The 22,909-nt window shown below is 58.0% G+C and carries 22 protein-coding genes; 8 read left to right on the top strand and 14 right to left on the bottom strand.

Annotation, left to right across the window (positions count from 1 at the left end; translation table 11 throughout):
• Nucleotides 1-47 precede the first annotated feature (47 nt).
• On the top strand, nucleotides 48-1,046 hold the full coding sequence (locus tag KO499_RS03215) for a sigma-70 family RNA polymerase sigma factor (protein ID WP_215982277.1): 999 nt from the start codon (nucleotides 48-50) through the stop codon (nucleotides 1,044-1,046).
• A gap of 32 nt (nucleotides 1,047-1,078) precedes the next feature.
• Here the strand turns inward: KO499_RS03215 and KO499_RS03210 are convergent, their stop codons facing one another.
• From KO499_RS03210 to pdxH, 5 genes are read right to left on the bottom strand one after another with little or no spacing between them, the layout of a single operon-like run.
• On the bottom strand, nucleotides 1,079-1,537 hold the full coding sequence (locus KO499_RS03210) for a DUF3429 domain-containing protein (protein ID WP_215982276.1): 459 nt from the start codon (nucleotides 1,535-1,537) through the stop codon (nucleotides 1,079-1,081).
• Nucleotides 1,534-1,839, bottom strand: a complete 306-nt coding sequence (locus tag KO499_RS03205; protein ID WP_215982275.1) for a DUF6482 family protein — start codon at nucleotides 1,837-1,839, stop codon at nucleotides 1,534-1,536. The genes KO499_RS03210 and KO499_RS03205 overlap by 4 nt, the downstream gene beginning before the upstream one ends.
• Before the next feature lie 57 nt (nucleotides 1,840-1,896).
• Entirely contained in the window at nucleotides 1,897-2,478 is a 582-nt protein-coding gene (locus KO499_RS03200; RefSeq protein WP_215982274.1) for a DNA-3-methyladenine glycosylase I, read from the bottom strand.
• 33 nt (nucleotides 2,479-2,511) lie between these two features.
• Nucleotides 2,512-3,270, bottom strand: a complete 759-nt coding sequence (locus KO499_RS03195) for a 4'-phosphopantetheinyl transferase family protein (RefSeq protein ID WP_215982273.1) — start codon at nucleotides 3,268-3,270, stop codon at nucleotides 2,512-2,514.
• Entirely contained in the window at nucleotides 3,239-3,874 is a 636-nt protein-coding gene (pdxH, locus tag KO499_RS03190) for a pyridoxamine 5'-phosphate oxidase (RefSeq protein WP_215982272.1), read from the bottom strand. Before pdxH ends, KO499_RS03195 begins: the two co-directional genes overlap by 32 nt.
• Nucleotides 3,875-4,078: 204 nt before the next feature.
• On the opposite strand from pdxH, the gene KO499_RS03185 reads away from it, so the two are divergent.
• Together KO499_RS03185 and yfbR are read left to right on the top strand one after the other, a co-directional pair.
• Nucleotides 4,079-6,898: a DUF748 domain-containing protein gene (locus KO499_RS03185; RefSeq protein WP_215983365.1), complete on the top strand. Its 2,820-nt coding sequence runs from the start codon at nucleotides 4,079-4,081 to the stop codon at nucleotides 6,896-6,898.
• Between the two features lie 54 nt (nucleotides 6,899-6,952).
• Nucleotides 6,953-7,546 (top strand): 5'-deoxynucleotidase, encoded by a 594-nt coding sequence (gene yfbR / locus KO499_RS03180; RefSeq protein ID WP_215983364.1) that lies wholly within the window; start codon nucleotides 6,953-6,955, stop codon nucleotides 7,544-7,546.
• Nucleotides 7,547-7,560: 14 nt separating this feature from the next.
• Here the strand turns inward: yfbR and KO499_RS03175 are convergent, their stop codons facing one another.
• Both KO499_RS03175 and KO499_RS03170 read right to left on the bottom strand, forming a co-directional pair.
• The gene (locus KO499_RS03175; protein WP_215982271.1) at nucleotides 7,561-8,595 is read right to left on the bottom strand and encodes an SPFH domain-containing protein; all 1,035 of its coding nucleotides are present in this window, start codon (nucleotides 8,593-8,595) and stop codon (nucleotides 7,561-7,563) included.
• A gap of 1 nt (nucleotide 8,596) precedes the next feature.
• A complete protein-coding gene (locus KO499_RS03170) occupies nucleotides 8,597-9,055 on the bottom strand; it encodes an NfeD family protein (RefSeq protein ID WP_215982270.1) in 459 nt (152 codons plus the stop codon).
• Nucleotides 9,056-9,261: 206 nt separating this feature from the next.
• On the opposite strand from KO499_RS03170, the gene KO499_RS03165 reads away from it, so the two are divergent.
• From KO499_RS03165 to KO499_RS03150, 4 genes are all read left to right on the top strand, one after another.
• Nucleotides 9,262-10,077: an SDR family NAD(P)-dependent oxidoreductase gene (locus KO499_RS03165; protein WP_215982269.1), complete on the top strand. Its 816-nt coding sequence runs from the start codon at nucleotides 9,262-9,264 to the stop codon at nucleotides 10,075-10,077.
• 108 nt (nucleotides 10,078-10,185) lie between these two features.
• A complete protein-coding gene (locus KO499_RS03160) occupies nucleotides 10,186-11,286 on the top strand; it encodes a GGDEF domain-containing protein (RefSeq protein WP_215982268.1) in 1,101 nt (366 codons plus the stop codon).
• Between the two features lie 48 nt (nucleotides 11,287-11,334).
• Nucleotides 11,335-12,120, top strand: a complete 786-nt coding sequence (locus KO499_RS03155; protein WP_215982267.1) for a class II glutamine amidotransferase — start codon at nucleotides 11,335-11,337, stop codon at nucleotides 12,118-12,120.
• Between the two features lie 39 nt (nucleotides 12,121-12,159).
• A complete protein-coding gene (locus KO499_RS03150; protein WP_215982266.1) occupies nucleotides 12,160-12,567 on the top strand; it encodes an NINE protein in 408 nt (135 codons plus the stop codon).
• 4 nt (nucleotides 12,568-12,571) lie between these two features.
• Here KO499_RS03150 and KO499_RS03145 read toward each other — a convergent pair whose 3' ends face one another.
• From KO499_RS03145 to nirB, 3 genes are all read right to left on the bottom strand, one after another.
• On the bottom strand, nucleotides 12,572-13,942 hold the full coding sequence (locus KO499_RS03145) for a WS/DGAT/MGAT family O-acyltransferase (RefSeq protein ID WP_215982265.1): 1,371 nt from the start codon (nucleotides 13,940-13,942) through the stop codon (nucleotides 12,572-12,574).
• Between the two features lie 99 nt (nucleotides 13,943-14,041).
• On the bottom strand, nucleotides 14,042-14,410 hold the full coding sequence (nirD, locus tag KO499_RS03140) for a nitrite reductase small subunit NirD (RefSeq protein ID WP_215982264.1): 369 nt from the start codon (nucleotides 14,408-14,410) through the stop codon (nucleotides 14,042-14,044).
• Between the two features lie 90 nt (nucleotides 14,411-14,500).
• A complete protein-coding gene (gene nirB / locus KO499_RS03135) occupies nucleotides 14,501-17,008 on the bottom strand; it encodes a nitrite reductase large subunit NirB (RefSeq protein WP_215982263.1) in 2,508 nt (835 codons plus the stop codon).
• A gap of 383 nt (nucleotides 17,009-17,391) precedes the next feature.
• On the opposite strand from nirB, the gene KO499_RS03130 reads away from it, so the two are divergent.
• The gene (locus KO499_RS03130; protein ID WP_215982262.1) at nucleotides 17,392-18,687 is read left to right on the top strand and encodes a nitrate regulatory protein; all 1,296 of its coding nucleotides are present in this window, start codon (nucleotides 17,392-17,394) and stop codon (nucleotides 18,685-18,687) included.
• Nucleotides 18,688-18,696: 9 nt separating this feature from the next.
• On the opposite strand, the gene KO499_RS03125 is transcribed toward KO499_RS03130, so the two are convergent.
• From KO499_RS03125 to KO499_RS03110, 4 genes are all read right to left on the bottom strand, one after another.
• On the bottom strand, nucleotides 18,697-19,395 hold the full coding sequence (locus tag KO499_RS03125; RefSeq protein ID WP_215982261.1) for a hypothetical protein: 699 nt from the start codon (nucleotides 19,393-19,395) through the stop codon (nucleotides 18,697-18,699).
• A gap of 79 nt (nucleotides 19,396-19,474) precedes the next feature.
• Complete coding sequence (locus tag KO499_RS03120; RefSeq protein WP_215982260.1) at nucleotides 19,475-21,196, bottom strand: bifunctional protein-serine/threonine kinase/phosphatase; 1,722 nt, start codon at nucleotides 21,194-21,196, stop codon at nucleotides 19,475-19,477.
• Nucleotides 21,197-21,273: 77 nt separating this feature from the next.
• On the bottom strand, nucleotides 21,274-22,122 hold the full coding sequence (locus tag KO499_RS03115) for a formate/nitrite transporter family protein (RefSeq protein WP_215982259.1): 849 nt from the start codon (nucleotides 22,120-22,122) through the stop codon (nucleotides 21,274-21,276).
• Nucleotides 22,123-22,453: 331 nt separating this feature from the next.
• The coding region (locus KO499_RS03110) for an energy transducer TonB (RefSeq protein WP_215982258.1) at nucleotides 22,454-22,909 on the bottom strand (456 nt) is incomplete at its 5' end.

The raw sequence follows: 22,909 nt of genomic DNA, 5'->3' as shown, positions 1-22,909 counted from the left end.
CCGGTACATCGTATCTTTTGACGTAAATTCTGACCGGTATCCTGGTAATGCGTAAAACTGACAGGCTGGGACCGTCTCCGACAACGCCCAACGATGGTGAAAGGGATTCCCTGGTCGGGCTGTACTTCAGGGATGCGTCCCGGTATGAACTGCTGACAGAGGAGGCCGAACGCCGCCTCTCCCGTAAAATCACGCGCTGCTATCGCGTCGTCAGTGTCGAACTGGCCCTGCCGGAGGAGACTCCGCAGACGTTCCGGGAGGTGATAGGCAGCCTTGGTGATGCCTGTGCCTTTTCCTCTCGATGCCGACGAGCCTTCCACCTCGCGACGGCCTGCCGCCGCAAGCTCATCCAGAGTAACCTCCGGCTGGCAGTACACATTGCCCGTCGTTACGGGCAGCACGGTATCCCCATGTCAGACCTGATCCAGGACGCGAACGTCGGCCTGATCAAGGCGGTGGAACGATTTGACCCCACGAAGGGCTTCCGTTTTTCTACTTATGCCTACTGGTGGATCAGCGAAGAGGTGAAACGCTGCCTGCAGCGAGGTACACGTCTGGTGCACACGCCAGAGAACGTGGTTGATGAAATTCGTCAGCTGCACAAGGTGTCTTTGCGGATGCATCAGAATCTTGGCCGCACACCCTCGCAATCTGAACTGGCGCAGGAGATGGAAGCGACTCCGTCCAGAATTGGCGAACTGAGAGCCCTGGCGACCAGAGAACTGTCGACAGACGTGCCTCTGGTGGAAGATGGCTCGGTGACCCTCGGCGATAGCCTGGACGCCGGCGACCAGACGACGCCGGATCACCCGATGTCGGACAGGGACCGCAGGAGAACTCTCAAGTCCATGCTCAGCGAGCTGAGTGATCGGGAGAAGGATATCCTGTCACGGCGTTTTGGCCTTGGGCTTCCGGAGCCGGAAACCCTGCAGGTGATCTCGGATGACCTTGGCGTAAGCAGGGAGCGTGTTCGCCAGATTGAAAAGTCGGCGATCAGGAAGCTGCAGCGTCTTTATGAATCCCCGGAAGATGCCTTTGGTGCCTGATTACAGATCAGGCACCACGGTTTCTTCAGGCTTCAGTGAGCGGCATGCAGGAGGAAGAACCACACGGCGGTTGTTAACTGGCAGGCCAGCACCACAGCGGTCAGGACCAGACGCAGACGCAGGTACCATTCGGGCCAGTACACGCGCATCCAGAAGGCATCAACCAGATACAGGGTAAGGTAGGCACCGGTGTAAAGCAGAATCTGTCCCGGAACAGGCAGCAAAAGACCAATGCCCGCCGAGACAAAGAACAACTGGCTCAGCAGCATGGTGATCAGGGGCGACAACGGATAGCTGCAGTTATCCAGCTGCATGGCAATGGGCCAGTACACCCCCGCCATGAACGCGAGAATGCCAGCGCTGTACAGGTAGAAGTAGCCCAGCAGTGCAACGCTGTATTGGGGCAAGGCAAACAGCCCGACCAGAATACCGAGAAATGGAATCAACCCGGCAATACCTACGAGGATGGCAAGTCTTGCTACTGCGATCACGGCTTCTGCCTCTGAACCCGGATTCTCAGAGGCTCGATCTTTGCGGGCTCCATGCCGACCATTTCATGGTAGGCGGAAGAGTGGACCACCTGGGTTTCCCGGATATCGAAAGCCGCGAGCGTATCCTGGATCTGCCAGGAACTGCGAAACAGGCTGGTGTTGCCGTTTTTATCGGAAAGCAGAAGCTGCTGCTGATCCAGGCTCAGACGGGCCATGTAGTGCTGGCCTTCGAGAGACAGGATTTCAAGCAGGTCGATAACAGGACGCTGCCTGGTTCTGAGTTGATCGAGAGTGATGCGCACGGTGAAGCTCCGGGATTCCAAACACTCCAGAACTTACGACCCCCTGAGCTATTGAGATCATTGGCCCATTAAATAGCATTCCCGGTGCTGCGGGCACTGCACGAGGTGATCGTTCACCATGCCCGTCGCCTGCATGAAGGCATAAACAATAGTCGGGCCGACAAAGGTGAAACCGGCGCGTTTCAGGGCTTTGGACATGGCTTCGGATTCAGGCGTGGTGACGGGAACTTCAGCGTGCGTGCGCCAATGGTTCTGAATCGGCTGGTTATCAACGAATGACCAGAGAAAATCACTGAAACCGATGCCTTTTTCCCGCAGCGCCAGATAGCCCCGGGCATTCTTGATGATCGACTGCACTTTCAGTCGGTTGCGGATAATGCCCGGATCGGTCAGCAGCTGCGCCACCCGGGCGTCATCGTAGTGGACGATTTTTTCAGGATTGAAATGGTCATAGGCCGCACGGTAGTTTTCCTGCTTGCGCAGGATGGTGATCCAGCTCAGGCCGGCTTGCTGGCCGTCCAGGCAAAGCTTTTCGAACAGTGCGAGATTGTCGTATTCGGGGCGGCCCCATACGGTGTCGTGATAGTGCACGTAGAGAGGGTCGTCGCCACACCAGGGGCAGCGTTCGGGATTATCCATAGAGTGACCTGTGTTAACGGTGTCTGGCCCGGATTACGGGTTTTTGGGGCGAATGGTGCGTTGCAACAGTGGCTCCCAGACGCTCTCAATGGGCTCGGCGTCCACCAGGGTAAAGCCTTGTGGCGGCGGTTCCAGTAAGGTGATTTCCGGCCAGACAGGCCGGACTCCTCGATACACCACGGTGACCAGATAGCCTTCCAGATAGCCGCAGGCGGCCTGCCAGTCCTGTTCGGGCTGGTCGCCGTAGATCTCGAAACCCTTTCGTATCTCCAGTGTCTGCAGGTTACCGGCGATGCCCCGGCCGGTGGCCTTCAGCCAGGCTTCTTTCAGGGTCCATACCTTGAGGAAGGTACTGGAGTCGCCTTCCTCGAACAACCATTCCTGTTCGACAGGGGAAAACCACCGTTTCACCACTTTTTGCCATTGCGCATGGCGCTGGCAAGGCTCCAGATCCAGGCCTATGGGTGAGCTGGCGCGGGTGGCGCAGGCAGACAATCCATGGCTGTGGCTCAGGGACAACCGCCATCCTTCTGGCTCAAGGGAGGCATTGGGACGGCCAGCCACCGGGCGGCAAAGCTTTGGCGCTACCAAGGCAGATTTACCAATAGCCTGGCGTATCAGCCAGCGACTCGACAGGTACTCCCTTTCCCGGGGGCCGCTGAACTTGCTTGCTGTCTTATGCTCGTATTCTGTCAGCCAGAGAGGGTGGGCAATGTCAGGCGCATCCATCTGGTGACACAGCCAGATGGCAGGCCCGGTATCAGGGCTGCAGTCGTTGGATGAGCCAGCCATCAGCTTCCCTCACATATTCAAAGCGGTCATGAAGCCGGCTGGGTCGGCCCTGCCAGAACTCAATACGCTCGGGAACAATGCGATAACCGCCCCAGAAGCTGGGCAGGGGCACATCACCCTCGCTGAACTTGCGTTTGATCTCGGCCACCTTCTGTTCGAGCAGTCCTCGGGACGTGATGGCCTTACTTTGTTCGGAAACCCAGGCGCCAATCTGACTGCCTCTTGGCCGGGACGCGAAGTAACGCAGAGACTCCGTCCGGCCTACTTTTTCCACGGCGCCCTGGATGCGTACCTGACGATTCAGGCCTATCCAGGGAAACAGCAGTGCTGCCTTGGGGTTTTCTTCCATTTCTTTCGCCTTGCGGCTACCGTAATTGGTGTAGAACACGAAGCCGTGGTCATCAAAATACTTGAGCAGTACGGTTCGCAGATCCGGCATGCCATCGCGGCCTGTGGTCGCCAGCGACATGGCGTTGGGTTCCAGAATGCCGGCCTCGCGTGCGTCTTCAAACCAGCTCTGGAACTGCCTGACTGCATTACTGTCGAGCGCCTCGCGATCCAGCCCTTCACTCTCGAAATCGCGACGCATATCTCCGATGTCCATAGCTTATCCTCATGCTGGCATGTGAACGACCCGGGTAGATACGAGTCAGAAGCATATCGGGTTCAGGCCTGAGTGTCAGCGTTGCTCCAGCGCTGTTATTGCGTGACCATAACGGAGGTAGCTGACAAACCGTGGCCAGGCCGACTATCCTTGTGGACAGGCAGGAGGGCAAGTTTGCCCCGGGAATCCGTTGTTTATAAGGAGATGTTCGTGGCCCAGAGCCATAAACGCAGTCACCTGTCCAGGAATCTGGTAATCGGATTGCTGGCGCTTCTGATGCTTTATACCCTCGCAGGTTTTCTGCTACTTCCCTATTGGCTGGAACGCCTGGTGCCAGAGCAGTTGGCTGAGCGGATGGGCTGGCAGGCCGAAATAACGGAGATCAGAACCAATCCATTCACACTGCGGGTCGATGCGATTGGTCTGTCTGCTGCCGATAGTGACGGGGAGCCGGTCGTCAGCTTCGACCGGTTCATGGTCGATGTGAATTTTTTCCAGCTGGTTCGCGGTATTGTCGGTTTTGAGACCATTCAACTGGATGAACCCTATGTCCGGCTGGATCTGCTGAGGGACTATAGCATCAACCTTGCCAGAGACTGGCAGGCGGCCAATCCAGAACCCGCTCCGGCGCAGCCGGCCGCTGACAACACGGAAGACACCCCGGAGCTCCCCCAGCTTTATTTCGGACACATTGTTCTCAATGGTGGCGAAGTATTGTTTCGGGATTTCACCGGGCAGGACATGGCGGAGTTCCGTGTCACGCCGCTGGATCTCACCCTGAGTGACTTCGCCACCTGGCGGCGGGAGGGACAGGACAGCGATTATTCCCTGATGGCGGCGCTGGGGAGCCAGACGGTCGAGTGGCAGGGAGACCTGAGTGTCGCACCACTGTATTCCCACGGTACCCTCAAGGTGTCATCCGTGGGCTCTGAAATCCTGGCTCATTTTCTGGCGCCGTTTTTCCCTTACGATCTTCGTGGCGGTAGCGTTACCCTCAGCTCGGATTATGAAGTCCAGGCAGGAGATACCTTTTACCTGAAGACAACGAATGGTCAGCTGGATCTCGCAAATCTCGAAATCGCCCTGGATGAGCAGAGCGAACAGGCTGGATTGAGCAATGAAATGCTGTCAATTGAGGCCATCGATTTTGACCTGAGCCAGCGAGAAATCAGCATTGGCCAGGTTTCGCTGGAGAACATGGATCTCTCCCTCACCCGGGGAGCCGAGGGGCAGATTGACTGGTTGTCGCCGCTGGCATCCGGTGAGATTGAAGACGCCAGCGACGGTTCCTCCGGTGGCCAACCTTTTCGCTGGTCAGTCGCGGGTATAGAGCTCTCCGGGGGGCGGGTGCTCTGGCACGACAGGCAGCCGGAGACGCCGGCTGACCTTGCTCTTGAGCAGCTCTCTATTTCGGTTGGGCACCTCAGTCACGAACTCGAAGAGCCGGTTACTTACGACGTGCGGGGAGCCCTGGCCAGTGGAGGGCAACTCGCTCTGAACGGACAGGTATCGCCTGAACCGTTCACCCTTGAGGCCGCCATCTCCGGAAGCGGTGTGGCCCTCTCGGCCTTTGAACCCTACCTTCAGGAAGGCGCAAACCTTGCCATCACCAGTGGTACGCTGGGAGTTGACGGCAACCTCGACCTCGATGGTCAGCAGGAGCCTCTGACCGGCACCTTTAGCGGCACCGCCGAAGTGGCCGGCCTGGATCTGAAACTGCCCGATAGTTCCGGTTCCCTGGTGTCCTGGCAAACCCTGAGACTGGCGCCGATTGAATACAACGTATATCCCGCCCGGCTTGAGATTGGCACGGTGACTCTGGCTCAGCCGGTTATCAACATTGTCCGCAATACCGACAATGTTCATAACGTGGAGCGTATAGCCAAAGCATCTGGTGCTGCCGCGGCGCAAAATCCACCTTCAGACTCACAGAGCGGGTCTGATTCGGAGCCGGAATTCATTTTCCGGATTGGCCAGCTGATGCTCGAGAGTGGTGAGCTGGCGTACACGGATCGCACCCTTGAGCCGGCCTTCACCACGTCATTCGATGACCTGAACGGCAGCGTAACCGGCCTCAGCAACATTTCTCCACAGCAGGGCAAGGTGTCCATTCGGGGGCAGGTTGGTGGCGTTGCAGATCTGGAATTCGAGGGGGCCCTCGGGACTCTCGGTACGGAGGATGTCAGCGAACTGAAGCTGATGATGCAGAACCTGTCCTTACCGGCTCTGTCACCCTATTTTGGCCGGTATCTGGGCTACGGGGTGGACAGCGGCAAGCTTGACCTGAATCTGGATTACGAAATTGCCGGATCACGTATCGATGCGTCCAATCTGGTGAAGCTGGATCGTCTGGAACTGGGCTCAACCATCGACAGCGACCAGGCCGTCAACGCACCGGTCAAGCTGGGACTGGCACTATTGCGAGACAATAACGGGGTTGTTGAAGTGGAGTTGCCCATCAGTGGTGACCTTGCCGATCCGGACTTCAGTGTCGGCAAGGTTGTGATGAAAACGTTTGTGAATCTGCTGACGAAGGCAGCGGCGTCTCCGTTCAGCATGCTGGGCTCAATTGCGGAACTGGCCGGTTTGAGCGGCGAGGAATTGGGGAAGGTGAGCTTTATTCCCGGCAGTATCCAGTTGGCGGAAGGTGAGGCTGAAAAACTGGCTGCGCTGGCTGAGGCATTATTGGGACGCCCCAACCTGCTGCTGAGTGTTCGGGGAAATGTGGAACCCGAGGTCGACGGTCTTGCCCTGTTTCGGGAGGATTTGACCCGAAGTGGTGAGCAGACACTGTCTGAGGATGCATGGCAGGAGGCCCGGAAAGCCTATCTGGCCGGAGAGCGTTCACTGGCGCCGGAGGCTCTGAGCAATCTTGCTTCTTCGCGGGGTGTGACCCTGCGTAATGTCCTTCTGCAAACTCACAAGGTACCGGCTGATCAGTTGTTCCTGCTGGATCCGGCCCGAAGTGCGGAGGTAGGAAGCAGCGGTAACGTTGTTATCGCATTTAACCTGAATGTTCGTTGAGTTCAGGGCAAGAGATAGAAAATGATGAATTCAGGTACGACAGGTTTGTAAATGATGGGAGCAGTTGCCAGCCACTTTTTTGCCTATGTATCACGCCTGCGCTGGATCAAGCGCTGGGGCTTGATGCGAAATGCCATCGACGAAAACGTGGCCACTCATTCCTGGGAGGTGGCCACCCTCGCCCATGCGCTTGCCATCATCCGCAACCGGCATTTTGATGGCCAGGTGAATGCGGACAGGATCGCCGCGGCCGCGCTCTACCATGATGCGACGGAGGTCATTACCGGCGACATGCCCACACCGGTGAAATACCATTCCCGGGTTATGCGTGAGGCCTTCGGGGACATTGAACACAAGGCGGAGGCTGAATTGCTGGCGTTGTTGCCGGAGGATCTGCGCGAGGACTTTTCGCCCTATGTTCGGGAATCGCAGTTGCCGGCTGAGGATAAGGAGCTGATCAAGGCAGCAGACCGGCTGTCAGCGTGGCTCAAGTGCCGGGCTGAGATCCGGGCTGGCAATGCAGAGTTTGAGCCAGCCGCTGAACAGATCCGTCAGCGGCTGGAGGAGGACGGGTTGCCAGAGGTTGCCTATTTCCTGAAGGTGTTTGCCCCCAGCTACGAGCAACCCCTGGACAATCTCCTGGGTTAGAGCGGGTTCCGGGCTCAGCTGTTGCCGGCAGAACCGACCAGTCCGCCGCGCAGGCCGTCGCGCTGCAAATGCTGACGAACCGTATCTTCAGGGCTGCCAGCGAGCTCTCGAAACATACCCATGGAGCCCAGCAGAGCTGAGGATTCATAGGGCACGAACACGCGTTCTCCGTCTTTCGCCATATTGGGCAGGACCTTGATGTAGCTCTGGCCCAGCAGGTAGCCGATAACGGTCTGCTTGTTTTCCTCGGTATCGCCCATGGCGCTGAGTACCAGGCGGATGGACTCCTGCTCACCCTGAGCCCGGAGAATGGCCGATTCCTTGTCGCCCTGAGCATTCAGAATGGCTGATTCGCGTTGTCCCTGTGCCATGGCGATGGCTGCTGATTTTTCCCCTTCAGCCTCGGTGACCGTGGCCCGGCGCTTGCGCTCGGCAGCCATCTGCAGCCGCATAGCCTCTTCCACTTCTTCCGGCATGCTGATGTCCTGGACCTCAACGCGGGTCAGCTTAACGCCCCACTTGGAGGCGGCCTCTTCCATTTCTGCCTGAATGGCGTTGTTCACCTCGCTGCGGGATTCGAACAGCCGGTCCAGTTCCATCTTGCCCACTACTGACCTCAGCGTGGTCTTGGCAAGAACTTCCACCGCCTGACTCATGTTGGCCACTTCATACACGGCCCGGCGCGGGTCGATGATCTGGTAGTAAAGGGCGCCGTTGATCTTCACGGTCACGTTGTCTGTGGTGACCACCGGCTGTCCCGGGAAGTCCATAACTGTTTCCCGACGGTCGATCCGGGCCTCATCGCTGGTCACCGGGTGGTACTCATCTCCCATGCGGACATAACGAATCATGCTGATGGGCCGCGGTCGTTCGATAAAGGGAATGATGATATTGACGCCGCTTTCGAGGATCCGGTTGAACGAGCCGAGGCGCTCGATGACCATTACCTCTGACTGGCGTACGATCACCAGACCCTTGGCAATGATAAAAATGCCGATTGCGACAACGATCAGGCTGATAATCAACCCGGGTGAAATGTACGACTCCATGTTACTGCTCCTTGTGTGTGATCGTTTCAACTACGGCGGTAGTGCCGTCAAATTGTCTGAAGATGATTTCGGTTCCATCGGGCAGATCGGTTGCTCCGGTATCCGCGACCCGCAGACGGTAAAAGTCGCCATTGACCTTGATGCCGGTGGCGCCGTCGAACTCCCGCTTGAGGGTTTTATATCGCCGGCCTTGCTCCACACCTGTTCCGGTTGTGCCATAGGCCACGCCCCGGGGTGAAAAACGGGGTTTGATCCAGCGGATCGCGACGGGCACCAGAATGCCGGAAAACACGCCCATGCCCGCAAGTTGCCACTCGAAAGGCACCTCGAGAACAGCCAGTAATGAGGTCAGTGCCGCGGCAATGCCCAGGGCCAGGAGCAGCAGGACTCCAGAGGCCAACTCAGCCAGACTCAGCACCAGAGCCAGAATCAGCCAGAAATGCGTAAGACTCCATTCCATAAAGAGAATCCACAGGTTCGGGGAAAGATGGCAGACCAATGTCTTGCATCAGTCATTGGAGATGGATTGTACCGAAAACCGGAGCTTGCGCCAGCGGGTGGCCGAAGTGCCTTCTTGCCCGGTTTGCCACTGCCATAGCCCGCCGGTGCGCAATTGATAGAGTATCTGCTTTAATTGCCAGAGCAAACAACAGGAGATCTGTAACCATGAAGAATCTGGACAACAAGGTGGCGGTTGTGACGGGCGCCGGCTCGGGTATCGGTCGCGCACTCGCCAAATCCCTTGCGGCACGGGGCTGCCGGCTGGCATTGTCGGACATTAATGAGGCAGGTCTTGCAGAAACCGCTGCAGCGCTGGGCGCTGTCGAGGTACGGACCTATCGCCTGGATGTGTCTGACCGCGACGCCATTTTTGCTCATGCGAAAGCGGTTGCGAAAGACTTCGGCCAGGTCAATCTGGTTATTAACAATGCCGGCGTTGCCCTCTCTGCCACGGTACGTGAAATGACAGACGAGGATTTCAGGTGGGTGATGGATATTGATTTCTGGGGTGTCGCCCACGGTACCCGGGCGTTCCTGCCCTACTTGATTGCCTCGGGTGATGGCCATGTGGTGAACGTCTCCAGTGTTTTTGGTCTGATTGGGGTGCCCAAGCAGAGTGCCTACAACGCGGCCAAGTTTGCGGTGCGCGGTTTCACCGAAGCGTTGCGCCAGGAAATGAAGCTGGAAGATCAGCCAGTGGCGGTCAGCTGCGTGCATCCCGGCGGTATCCGGACCAACATTGTCAATGCGGCCCGTATGGGGAAATCCGAGAATGCCGTCGCCCAGCGCAAGGGCTTCGACAAGCTGGCCATGACCACACCGGAGAAGGCGGCAGAGACCATCGTCAAAGGCATCCTGAAAAATGAATCGCGCATTCTCGTTGGTCCGGATGCCTGGGGTATCGAAGCTATCAATCGTCTGCTCGGCTCTGCCTACCAGCCGCTGGTTGAACGCTTTTCCCGCAAGAATCTGTATCGCTGACAGGTGGGCGCGCCTGTTGGGGACTGACGCACACAGGCGGATTGTCTGTTCATTTTACAAACAGATTTACACGACTATACTCGGAGGCTGATCCAAGGAAGAATCAGCATGACGACATCAGATCACCCTGATCTGGGGGCTACTCTGGAACAGAGCCGCTCGGGTCTGCGCGATAGCCATCGCCGCTCGTTGATGCGGCAGCTTTTTCTGACCACCGGCACGGCTCTGGTGGTTTTCGCATGCCTGCAGATTTCCAACGAGCATCTTTGGGTCGGTGTCGGGGAACTTGGAGCCAGCGCTGTCCTTTTTTTTGGTTTCTGGCGCCTGAAAACCACCAGCTGTCTGCAGCAGTGGATATACGGCTATCTTGTGACTCTGTTTGCCTTCTTCCTGCTTATCATGCTTTTACCCGAAGCATCCGTGTCGGCGTTTGTCTGGTTGCTGATGATGCCGGTGCTGGCGTATCTGTTACTGGGTAAGCACGAAGGCATGATTCTCAGCGTGCCCTTTATGCTGGCCGGCGGTGTGATTTATTACATACACCTTGGCCAGGTTGATTCCGCCCATGCCATGATCGATCTGCTTAATATGGCCCTGTGTGGTGCGTTGATGCTGGCTTTCATCCATTTTTATGAGGTGCGGCGTGAACAGGCCGAGCAGCGTCTGGTAGACATGGCGCAGACCGATGCGCTGACCGGTCTGGCCAACCGGAGTAATTTCCAGAGCACGCTGAGCCGAACCATTGCCGAGTGTGATCGAAGTGGTTCCGGGTTCGCTCTGGTGATCATGGACATAGACCATTTCAAGATCGTCAATGATACGCTTGGTCATGACGCCGGTGATTTCGTCCTGAGGAATCTCGGCCGTTGTCTGAGAGAGCGGCTGCGCAGTTCGGACTTTGTTGCACGCCTGGGTGGGGAAGAATTTGGTCTGATTCTGCGAGATGTGAAGCCAGCCGATGCTTTCGAGTTAATGGACGAATTGCGCCAGAGAATTGCCGAGCGCAAGCTCGCTTATGGCGAGGCTGATATTCGGGTGACTGCTTCTTTTGGTATCGCCCAGTGGCCTGATCATGGGCGTGATGCGGAAACCCTGTTCCGGGTCGCTGATCGCTGTCTGTACAGCGGCAAGCGTGCCGGTCGAAACCGGGTTGCCGGCGCAGGTCAGAATTCCCGGCAGTTGGAGTTTCTGGCTGGCGAAGCCGGTTAATTACGGTATTCTTGGGGCAGCCATCCTCCTGCAAGAATGAAGTAGACCATGTGTGAATTACTGGCCATGAGCGCCAATACCCCCACCGATCTGTGTTTCAGTTTTACCGGTCTCACTCGCCGCGGCGGAGAAACCGGCCCCCACAAGGATGGCTGGGGTGTCGCGTTCTACGAAGGCAGGGGCATCCGGACCTTTCACGACGCCGATGCCAGCGCCAACTCGCGAATTGCCGAGGTGGTTCAGTCTCATCCGATCAAGAGTGAAGTGGCCGTCTGTCACATCCGTCAGGCCAATGTCGGCGACATATGCCTGGCCAATACCCACCCCTTTGTACGTGAGCTCTGGGGCCGCTACTGGGTGTTTGCCCATAACGGCCAGCTCTCCGGCTTCCAGCCGTCTCCAGGTTTCTACGAACCGGTCGGCACCACCGACAGTGAAGCCCTGTTCTGCGATATCCTCAATCATCTGCGCAGTGACTGTGACCGCAACATCAGCACCGACGAAATCATTGCTCGCCTGGTCAGACTATCCGAGGTTTATGCCAGCAAGGGCGTCTTCAACCTGCTGCTGAGCAACGGCGACTGGCTGTTCACCTATTGCAGCACCAAAATGGCCAGCATTACCCGGCGGGCACCGTTTGGCCCGGCGCGTCTCAAAGACGCCGATGTCACGGTAGATTTCGAATCGGAAACAACGCCCAACGACATTGTCAGTGTGATTGTCACGGAACCGCTGACGAGTGATGAGGAATGGGATGTTTATCAGCCCGGAGAATGGCGGCTTTGGCGCAAAGGGGAAGTCGTCTCGTCCGGTGCCACTGAACCAGGTGCCTGATCCGCAGATCAAACCACATCAACACAGGACCCAGACAACATGACAGAACGCCCGGACACCCACAGCAAACTGATTGGTTACCTGCTCTGGATCTTCGGATTCCTGGGCTCGCATAGGTTTTACTACGGCAAACCCGTAACCGGCACCATCTGGTTTTTTACCCTGGGGTTGCTGTTTATTGGCTGGATTATCGATCTGTTCCTGATTCCGGCGATGGACCGGGAGGCGGACCTTCGGTTCCGGGAAGGCGAGGTCAGCTACAACATCGGATGGATCCTGCTGACCTTCCTGGGCGTGTTCGGTATCCACAGGCTGTACATGGGCAAGTGGATTACCGGAATCATCTACCTGTTTACCGGCGGCCTGTTCCTGATCGGCGTGCTGTATGACTTCTGGACTCTGAACAACCAGATCTCCATCCGTAACGAGGAGCATCGTTTCAGCTGATCGGTTACGACGGCAGATCGGCTGCGGTCTCCAGTTCGATCAGGGCCTCTTCAAGGTAGTCGAGCATCCGCTGCAGGCTCGGCAGCGTGCGGCGGCAGCCGATGAGGCCGAATTCCACCTGATCGCTATAGCTGGTCAGGGTCATGTTCAGGGCCAGGCGGTCCATGGCGATGGAGACGGGGTACATGCCATCGAGCTGTGCGCCGTTCCAGTAGCAGGCTTCCCGTGGACCGGGCACGTTGGAGATCACCACATTGAAGGTCTGCCAGTTCGGAGCCATGCCGGTGAGCAGATGGAAGGCGGCCGGAGCCAGAGTCAGGGCGGTATAGTTGATGATCTCTTCCGGGGACATGTGGGCGTAGCGATCTTTGGCGGCTTTCACATCGTCGTGGATCTGCATCAGCCGTGTCACTGGACTGGTGATGTCCGTGTGTAATGAGGCGAGGATAACGCCCACCTGGTTGCCGCCGGCGCTGCCATCCCTGCGCAGGGACACCGGCACCATAGCGATCAGGGGCTTCTCTGGCAGGGCATCCTGGTTCATCAGGTAGTTGCGCAGGGCGGTGGCACACATGGCCATTACCACGTCATTCACTGTGGTTCCGTAGGCCTGGCATACACCTTTGATCCGGCGGAGAGAGTAGGACTGAGCAGCAAAGCGCCGGGAACCCGTGATTTTCCGGTTCAATATGCTGCGCGGTGCATGGAAGACCGAGGAATAGGCGGGGTCTTTGCGGGCGTTATTGATGGTCCGAAGCAGTTCCCGGGCCACGGTAGGTACCGTGCCCAGCTGCTTGCCGGATGCCCCCAGCAAATGGCCAATGCTTCGCCACAAGGAGGGTCCGTCATCGGTTTCCCGGGCCGGGCCGGCTGGCATGGCCCAGATCGGTGGCATGTCCCGTTCTCCGGTAACCTGGCACAGCATCTGTGACACCATCCGCATGGCTGAGACACCATCTACCAGGGCATGGTGTACCTTGATGTAAACCGCGAACTGGCGCTCGCCCAATCCCTCAATCAGGTGAAACTCCCACAGCGGCCGCTCCCGATCCATCAGATGCGAATGCTCCGCCGAGACAAACGATAACAGCTCCCTCACCCGCCCCGGGGTCGGCAGTGCTTCGAACCGGAAGTGGTGCTCCAGATCCAGATGCTCGTCTTCCACCCAGACCGGCTGACCGAACCGGTAATCCAGCCGTTGGTTGAACGGTGGGGTTACGTTTGTGTACTGCCTTAACCGGTCGGCCAGCTGAGCGACGTAATCGTCCGGAGCGTCGTCGGGAAAGGAGAATAATTGCAGGCCACCCACGTGCATGGGCTGCTGGCGCTTCTCAAGCCAGAGAAAAAGCTGATCCGTAGGGCTCAGGGCTTTCAAGGGAGCTTCCTTTTTGTCCTTGTTGCGACAATAGTAGCGCAGATCGACGCTTCAGGAATGGGCTCCTCCGCTGTTTCAGCCCGCCGGCGTGGCCAAAGCTCAGGCGGCTATCGAGTCCCGGCGGATTTCGGGAACCTCCAGACGAATCTGGTTTCCGTCCAGCAAGACCGGATAGGTCTTCACGCGAACCGACTCATCTTCCAGGCAGACACCAGTGCGCAGACTGAAATGCTGCTTGTACAGCGGCGACGCCACCACCGGTTCCCGCTTCAGATCCCCGGTAATACCCCGGGCCAGCACATTGGCGCCGCTGAACGGATCTGTGTGACTGATGGCAAACAACGCCGGCAGCCGATGTGGCAGATAGAACACTGCCACCGGCCCGTCCTCGGTCCAGACCGCAATGCCGGATTCCGGTACTAAATCGTCTACGGTACAGACGGCTTCCCAACGAGTGCGTGGTTTCATGTATTCCTCCAATCGTGTTTTTGCGATTAACCGAATCGTTTTGCCGTTCAGGTCGATTCGGCCTTTAGATTCCGCCCCTTAACAACCAGTCTAAGCAGACTCCAAAACAGGCCGCCGCTGCCCCCGCTCAACCGTCCACTCCTGAACCGGATCAGTCTGCGACGGCGCATTCACAAATTCCCGGAAGCGCTTCCGCTTTTCAGGATCCTCAACAGCCGTCTTCCACTCGCACTGGTAGGTATCGACAATCCCCTCCATATGCTCTTCCAGCTCTGCACCAATCCCCAGGCTGTCCTCCAGCACCACCTGTTTCAGGTAGTCCAGACCACCTTCCAGGTTTTCCATCCAGACACTGGTGCGTTGCAGCCGGTCGGCGGTGCGTACGTAAAACATCACCACCCGGTCAATGGTGCGGATCAGTTCTTCGTCAGACAGATCGGTGGCAAACAAATCGGCGTGTCGGGGTCGCATGCCGCCATTGCCGCAGACGTACAGGTTCCAGCCGTTTTCCGTGGCGATCACGCCAAAATCCTTGCTCTGGGCTTCGGCGCATTCCCGGGTGCATCCGGAAACGGCCATCTTCACCTTGTGGGGCGCCCGCAGGCCCTTGTAGCGGTCTTCAAGGCGAATGGCCATACCCACGCTGTCCTGGACGCCGTAGCGACACCAGGTGCTGCCAACACAGGATTTCACGGTACGCAGGGATTTGCCGTAGGCGTGCCCGGTTTCGAACCCGGCCGCGATGAGCTTTTCCCAGATCTCTGGCAACTGGCTCAGGGTTGCACCGAACAGGTCCACCCGCTGGCCGCCGGTGATCTTGGTATAAAGGTCGTACTCCTTGGCCACCTGACCGAGGACAATCAGCTTGTCTGGCGTGATTTCGCCACCCGGAATCCGCGGTACGATCGAGTAAGTACCGTTCTTCTGCATGTTCGCCATGAAAGTGTCGTTGGTGTCCTGCAGTGGCACATGGTCGGTGGCCAGGATGTGCTCGTTCCAGCAGGAGGCCAGAATGGAGCCGACGACAGGTTTGCAGATATCACAGCCCTGGCCTGTTCCGTGCTGCCTGATAAGAGTGCGGAAGGTGCGGATGCCGTTCACCTTCACCAGATGGAACAGCTCCTGACGGCTATAGGGGAAGTGTTCGCAGAGGTCTTTGCTGACTTCCACACCACGCTTTTCAAGTTCGCAGTCGACCACGTTCTTGAGCAGGGCGGTACAGCCGCCACAGCCCGTGCTGGCTTTGGTTTCGGCCTTGACGCTGCCAAGGTCCGAGCAGCCGGCATCAATGGCGGTGCAGATATCACCCTTGGTCACGTTGTGGCAGGAGCAGATGGACGCGGTTTCCGGCAGGGCATCGGGTCCCAGGGCCGGCGCGCCGCCCTGGCTTTCCGGGAGAATCAGGGTTTCGGGATTCTCTGGCAGTGTGATGCCATTGAGGGCGTATTGCAGCAGGGTATCGTAGTGGCTGTTGTCACCCACCAGAATAGCCCCGAGCAGGGTCTTGCCGTCCTCGCTGATAACCATTCGGCGGTAATGGCCGGCCTGTTCGTCGTTGAAGCGGATGTTGCGGGCACCCGGCGTCTGGGCATGGGCGTCACCGATGGAGCCCACATCCACGCCCAGCAGTTTCAGTTTGGTGCTCATGTCGGCGCCGGTGAACGCGCTCTCCCGGTCACCGTTGAGCGCCGCAGACAAAGTGCGGGCCATGGTGTAGCCGGGTGCCACCAGCCCGAAGATCTTCTGTTCCCAGAGTGCGCACTCACCAATTGCGTGAATGTGGGGGTCGGAGGTGGCGCAGTGGTTATCGATGACAATGCCACCACGTTCGCCGATTGCCAGACCGGAGGCCCGGGCCAGAGCATCCTGTGGACGGATGCCGGCGGAAAATACAATCAGGTCTGTCTCAAGGAAAGACTGGTCGCTGAAGTTCATGCGCAGGCGGGCGTCCTCGCCTTCGGTAATGTCGGTGGTGGCCTTCTCCGTGTGCACCTGAACGCCCAGCTCCTCGATTTTGTGGCGCAACAGGGCGCCGCCGTCGGTATCAAGTTGAACGGGCATCAGCCGGGGTGCGAATTCCACGACATGAGCCTCAAGACCAAGACATTTGAGGGCGTTTGCGGCCTCCAGGCCAAGCAGGCCTCCACCGACAACCACACCGGTGCGGGCGCCGCTGGCGCTTGCGCGAATGGCGTCAAGGTCATCCAGGGTCCGGTAGACCAGGCAATGAGGGTGATCGTTGCCCTGAATGGGAGGAACGAACGGGTAAGAGCCGGTGGCCAGAACCAGTTCGTCGTACCGGTAGCTGCCCCGGGGCGTTTCCAGCACCTGGTTATCCCGGTCTATGCCGGTTACCTGTTCATTCAGGTGCAACTGAATCCCTTGCTCGGAATACCATTCCACCGTGCCCATGGCCAGATCCGCATGGGTGGATCCACCGAAATATTCCGATAGATGGACCCGGTCGTAGGCCAGCTGCTTTTCTTCGCCAAAGACGATGATCTGGAAATCAGCGGCAGCCGGGCTGGCGCAGAACTGCTCCAGGAAGTGGTGGCCGACCATACCATTGCCGACAACAATAAGAGTTTTCGTGCTCATTCCGGTTCTGCCTCCCGAACAACAAAAAAAGCCGGAGCATCTATTCCCCATGGGGGGAAATCGATGGTCCGGCGCCAATGCCAACAACAATGATCTGATGGTCCGGCCTGATCCGTGGCCGGGACGTTCGTCCTTGCTCAGAGTAAAGCGATCTTTGTGCCAGTTTTTCAATTCTATTAAAAACAGTTGGTTATGCTTCCTTCGGTGAGAGTTGCCCGGAGGGTACAGAGAAAGTTGCCCCGCCACGGGGCGGATTGCACGGGATTGGGGCTGATTTTCACTGGCGTGGTAATTGCTGAGGTATGTCCAGAGGCTGGTTCCTGTGGGGAGCTGACCTGAACCTGATCGTGGCAATCGAGGCTGTTCCGCCTCCGGAGTCTTATATGAACACGAAACCCGCCGCCTCCCATCAATCGCCTAAAGCGGGTGATTACCTGATTGCATCAAAGACCTGCGAACTGTTGAACCTTCAGTACTTCTTGCAGATGGGCAAGCTGGTTCAATGCATCAGTAATCTGGTTCATGGCCTGCAAAGAGAGCGGGGAGCTTCCAATGTGTTCCTGGGTTCCTCAGGACAGAAATTTCGGGAAGAAAGGGCGTGTCTGGCGGGCGAATCTGACCGCCTCAGAAAGGATTTTGAGCTCGCTCTTGCAGAGATCCACGAGGAGCTGACCGGCCACCCGGTCAGTAGTCGTTTGCTGAACCAGATTGCCAGCGCGCTTCACAGTCTCGATGGATTGGGCGAATTGAGACGATGCGTTGTGGCGCAGAAAATTACGGCGGAATCGGCCACTGAAAATTACAGCAGTCTGATCCATCATCTGATAGCGGTTGTGTTTGAGGCCGCCGATACCGCTGTAGACCCTACGATTGCAGGGCTGCTGGTGGCGATGGTGCACCTGATGAATGGCAAGGAGCTCTGTGGGCAGGAACGGGCGGTAGGATCTGCAGGGTTTTCGAGTGGCGCCTTTGATCGTGCACTTTCTCGGCGCATGACGCACCTTCTTGAGGCGCAGGAACGCTGTTTCGACGTGTTTGCCAGCTTTGCGGATGTGGATTCTCTTTCGCTCTGGCAGGAAATCCGTGCCCACGAGCGTGAACGTGAAATCGAACGAATGAGGCATCTCGCATCGTCTGGCAGCCGGAACAAAGACCTTGATCCGGAGCTGGCCGATCATTGGTTTAAGCTCATGACAGAGCGTATCGACGCCCTGAAACAGGTTGAGGGTTCCGTTGAAGGCTGGTTTCATAACCGGTGCGTCGAACGTTTTGCTGATGCCAAACAGTCTCTTGCACATCAGGAGACACTGATCGCATCGCTTGATACTGAAGGGAGTTCCCATCAGCCCTTGTTGGTTTTATGCGATTCCGGGAGTGAGGGCGCAACCGGAAAGGCGTTTTCAAACAGTGATGTAGGGCGACAGTTTGGTCGCTCGATCTTCGAGCTGGTTCAGGAACAGACTCGCCGCTTGCAGCACATGAATGACGAGCTTCAAAGTGCGAAGGAAGCGCTCGAAGAACGTAAAACCCAGGAGAAGGCGGTTCTCTTGTTGATGGAGCATCGCAGAATCAGCAATGACGAAGCACACCGTTTGCTCCGGAAACTGGCCATGGACCAGGGCAGGAAGCTTCCGGAGGTTGCACGGTCACTCATTTCGATGGCAGAGGTGCTCAAGTAACAGAAGCTGCTATCGCTGGCCAGGCCGGCTCAGCATCTGTACCGGCACGCGGTAGCGCACGCCCCGTGAGGAGCCGATGCCATCCACGGTGCAGGTCTTGCGATTAACCCGGATAATCTGTCCCTGCAGTTCCCGGCGGCCAGTGCCAAAGCAAACGGTATCGCCCACCTGCCAGTGCATCAGGTGCTGCACCGTGTCCATAGGTTCAAAGGGGGTGTCCGGTAGCGGAACGCCCTGGTTCCGGGCCTGATCTGCCAGTGCCTCCCGCGTGGCGTGCGCTGCGCCGCTTTCGTGCAACTCATCCAGGATCGTGTAGAAGTGCCGGTTGTGCACGGATCCCCGAAACCTCTGTCCGGCGCTTTGCTGCAACAGATGGGCAAACTCATGGCAGCAGGTGTGGGCCAGCAGATTCAGGGTGCTCAGTTCCCCGCTGAAGTATCCTCGTTGCCGGATTTCCCGACCGGACAGCCAGCCGCTGGCCGTATCAGGCTGGTGCTTGGCCGCAATCATACGGGCACCGTAGGTAATCAGGTGTTGCCTGTCCCGGGAATCGTAGCGGTGGTAGGTGGCCTGCCCCGAGCCCACCCGGCAATACAGGAAACTGCCCGGGCTGCGTTCCTGAACCCATTGCTCGGCAGGGCGCCAGAGGCATTCCCGGGTTACCGAGCACATCAGTTTGCCAAGTTGCAGGATGTCATTGTTTGCCATGGGTTACACAGTAGATGGAAGGACTGAGGCGAGTGTACCTGTTGCCGGGGTCTGAATAACAGCGGTCGTTCGTGCGGCCTCAGTCAAGCGCCAGGGCTGCCAGCAATGCCAGCAACAGCAGGCCGGATACGCCCTGCCAGAAGGCAACCGGATTTCGCTCGAGTAATGGCGGTCGATGTCGTTTGTGCCAGTCTGCCGTGGGATGGCGGAGGTTGTACAGGTATTCCGACAACGCCGGATAGCGCCTGTGCGGCTGCGGATTAACGGCTTTTTCGATGGCATCATCGATCCAGCCCGGCAGATTTTCCACGAACCTGCGTGCGGGCTGGTAGTTCAGGGCATGGAGCTGTTTCCGATTGTGGATTTTGGGTACTTCCGCGCCAAAGGGTAACCGGCCGGTAAGTAACTGGTAGGTAATCACTCCAAGGGAAAACTGATCTGCCAGCCAGCTGGCGGGTTCCCCGAGGAAGGTTTCCGGCGCGCTGTATAAGGCCGCACCCCTGGGGCCCTGGGTTTGGGCGGTGGATTCCTCGAGGCCGGCGACCCGGGTGGCGCCAAAATCGATCAGGGTGACGGTGCCGTGCGCGTCCACCAGCACATTCTCCGGTTTCAGGTCCTGATGCACCATCTCGAGCCGATGGAACGCCCGTAAGCCCTTGCCGATCTGTTCGACCAGATTACGGACCGTTTCCAGTTCCGGCGCGGGGTTGTCCAGCATCCACTGCCGCAAGGTACAACCCTCTACAAATTCCGTGGCCAAGTACAGAAAAGCCGGCTGCCGATCTGTTGCAAACGGGTGAACCACATGGGGGCTGTCGATTCGCCGGGCAATCCACTGCTCGGTGAAAAACTGCTCCAGATAGACGGGATCGTGTCGCTGTTCCAGTGACGGCATTTTCAGGACGACCTGGGTTTTGGTGTCCTCGTCCACCGCCAGATAGACGTGGCTGCGGCTGCTCGCGTGTATCTGCCGCAGGATCCGGTAGCCATCCAGACTTTGTCCCGGCTGGAGCTCCGGCGCAAAGGGCAGCCCGGAAAGCTGTTGAAACAGCTCACTGTTCTCCCGTTCCACAGGTACCGCGTCGACCCTGACAATCTGGGCTGTCAGATTATCGGGGCTGCCCCGAGCCAGGGCCGAGGCCGTCAGGTGGTGAGCAGCCGCATTCAGGTCATCGGGGTGGTCCCGGACAATGCTGGCCATGGTTCGTTCGTCGAGATACCCGTGGACGCCATCGGTGGTCAGCAAAAAGGTATCACCGGGTTGTATCGGGAGGCTCTGGTAATCAATGTCCAGCTGATGCCCGATGCCCATGGCACGGGTGAGGCAGCTGTCTTCCCGGGATAGCCAGAGTTGGTGGTCGGTAGTGAGTTGCTCGAGGTGCCCGGAATGAACCCGATAGATGCGCGCATCGCCGATATGGAAAAGGTGCGCCGTAGCTGATCTCAACACCATCACACTGAGTGTGCAGACAAAGCCCCGGTCCCGGTCATAGCGGTATTGGCTTTGCCTCGTCTGGGCGTAGAGCCAGGCATTGATTGCCCTCAGAACACGGTCGGCGGACTGTTTGACGGTCCAGCTTTCCGGGGTTGAGAAGTAATCGCTGAGAAAACCGGCTACGGCAGACTCGCTTGCGATCTGACTGACATTGCTGGAGCTGATCCCGTCTGCAATCGCGACGGCAATGCCCTTGGTCACCAGCTGGTGATTGGTTGGCACCAGCAAACCATGGAAGTCCTGGTTCACAGGCTTTTTGCCGGCGTCTGAATGTTGCCCGGATGAAACGGTGAGTGACGTCGTCATGGTCAGGCAGGCTTTCCGTGGAAAAGAAAAAAGCAACTCCGGCAGGTGCGGCAGCCGGAGTTGCAGGCGCGTCTGGCTTAGTTTGTGCTGGCCAGAGCAGAGTTGCTATAGGCTGCCGGAACCTTGCGTTTGGGCGCGGTCCGCACATGAGTGGTGTAGAGGGTGAGGCCGGTAAAGGCGAGTCCGCCAACCAGATTACCCAGTACCGTGGGGATCTCGTTCCACCACAGGTAGTCCATGACCGAGAACTCACCACCCATGATCAGAGCGGACGGGAACAGGAACATGTTGACGATGGAGTGCTCGAAGCCCATGAAAAAGAACAGCATGATCGGCATCCACATCGCCAGAACCTTGCCGCTGACATTGGTGGAAATCATGGCACCAACCACGCCCATGGAGACCATCCAGTTGCACAGCATGCCCCGGATGAAAATGGTGGCCCAGCCGGCAGCCCCGTATTCGGCGTAACCCAGGGTACGTGCTTCGCCAACGCTGGCGATCTTGGCGCCAACCGCGCCGGGATCGGTGTTGAAACCGTAGGTGAAGATGAATGCCATCATGAAGGCGACCGTCAGCGCACCGCCGAGGTTACCCAGGAAAACCCAGCCCCAGTTACGCAGTATGGCGGCCGGAGTGACCCCGGGGCGTTTATCAAGCAGTGCCAGGGGCGTCAGCATGAAGACACCGGTCAGCAGATCAAACCCCATCAGATACAACATGCAGAACCCGACGGGGAACATGATGGCGCCAATCAGGAAGACGCCGGTCTGGACGGCAATGGTGATGGCAAAGGCGGCTGCCAGCGCAAGAATGGCTCCGGCCATGAAAGCCCGGATCAGCGTGTCCCGGGTTGACATGTATATCTTGGATTCGCCGGCGTCGACCATTTTGGTGACGAACTCTGAAGGCACGATGTAAGACATAGCGTTTTTCCTCTGACTTCGATCAGGTGGCCAGGCCTGTGGAATGGCCACAAAAAAACGGCGTCACTTGCTGCCTGCGAACTGCAGGTGCAAGTAGACGCCGTCGTCTGTTTGAATCTGTCAATGTGAACAGAACCAACACTGGTTCCGTTAAGGCCAGCTGTTGCAGAGACCGTGCCAGAGTGATTCAAAACAGAAAAAGTGAAGAAAACTCAGAGGCCTGGGTGTACATGAGATGGGGCTGAGGGACATCGCTGCAGCGCTGCCTCGCACTTCAACAGTGCGTGCCGGCACCGTTTTGCTGCACGTTGGCGCGCGCAACTGACGGCCATCACCGGAGTCGGAAGCGAACCGGCAGTGCGTAGTTAAACCGCTGCCCCGAGATTTCTTCGGGCACCGGTGGCAGAGGTGCGGCCTGTTCCAGCATGGCCAGAGCCGAGTCGTCCAGCAACGGATGGCCGGAGCTGCTTCTCAGGCTGTGGGCCACCAGGGAACCGTCCCGACGGAACTCGAAAACGATAACGGGGGTGCCTTCCTGTCCGAGCCTCCGGGCGCGGCGGGGGTAGTCGTAATAGCGCGCAAGATGACGACTCAGGCGGCTCAGATAGTTGTCGACGGCTGACGGCTCGCCGGCGTTCTGAAGCGGAACCGTGACGCGGGATTCGGCGTCCTCGGTAGGAGCTGTATCCGGTTGTGCGGTTTGCTGTTTCGGCTCGGCGGCGGGCTCAACCGTGCTTGACTCCTGAGCCGGCGCCTCCTCGACAATTTCTGGCTCTGGCTCTGGCTC

Origin of the sequence: Marinobacter sp. F3R08, from assembly GCF_018860425.1 — a bacterium.
Classification (GTDB): Bacteria; Pseudomonadota; Gammaproteobacteria; order Pseudomonadales; family Oleiphilaceae; genus Marinobacter.
The sequence above is the reverse complement of the archived record's forward strand: the minus strand, read 5'-3'. Positions and strand labels throughout refer to the sequence as shown.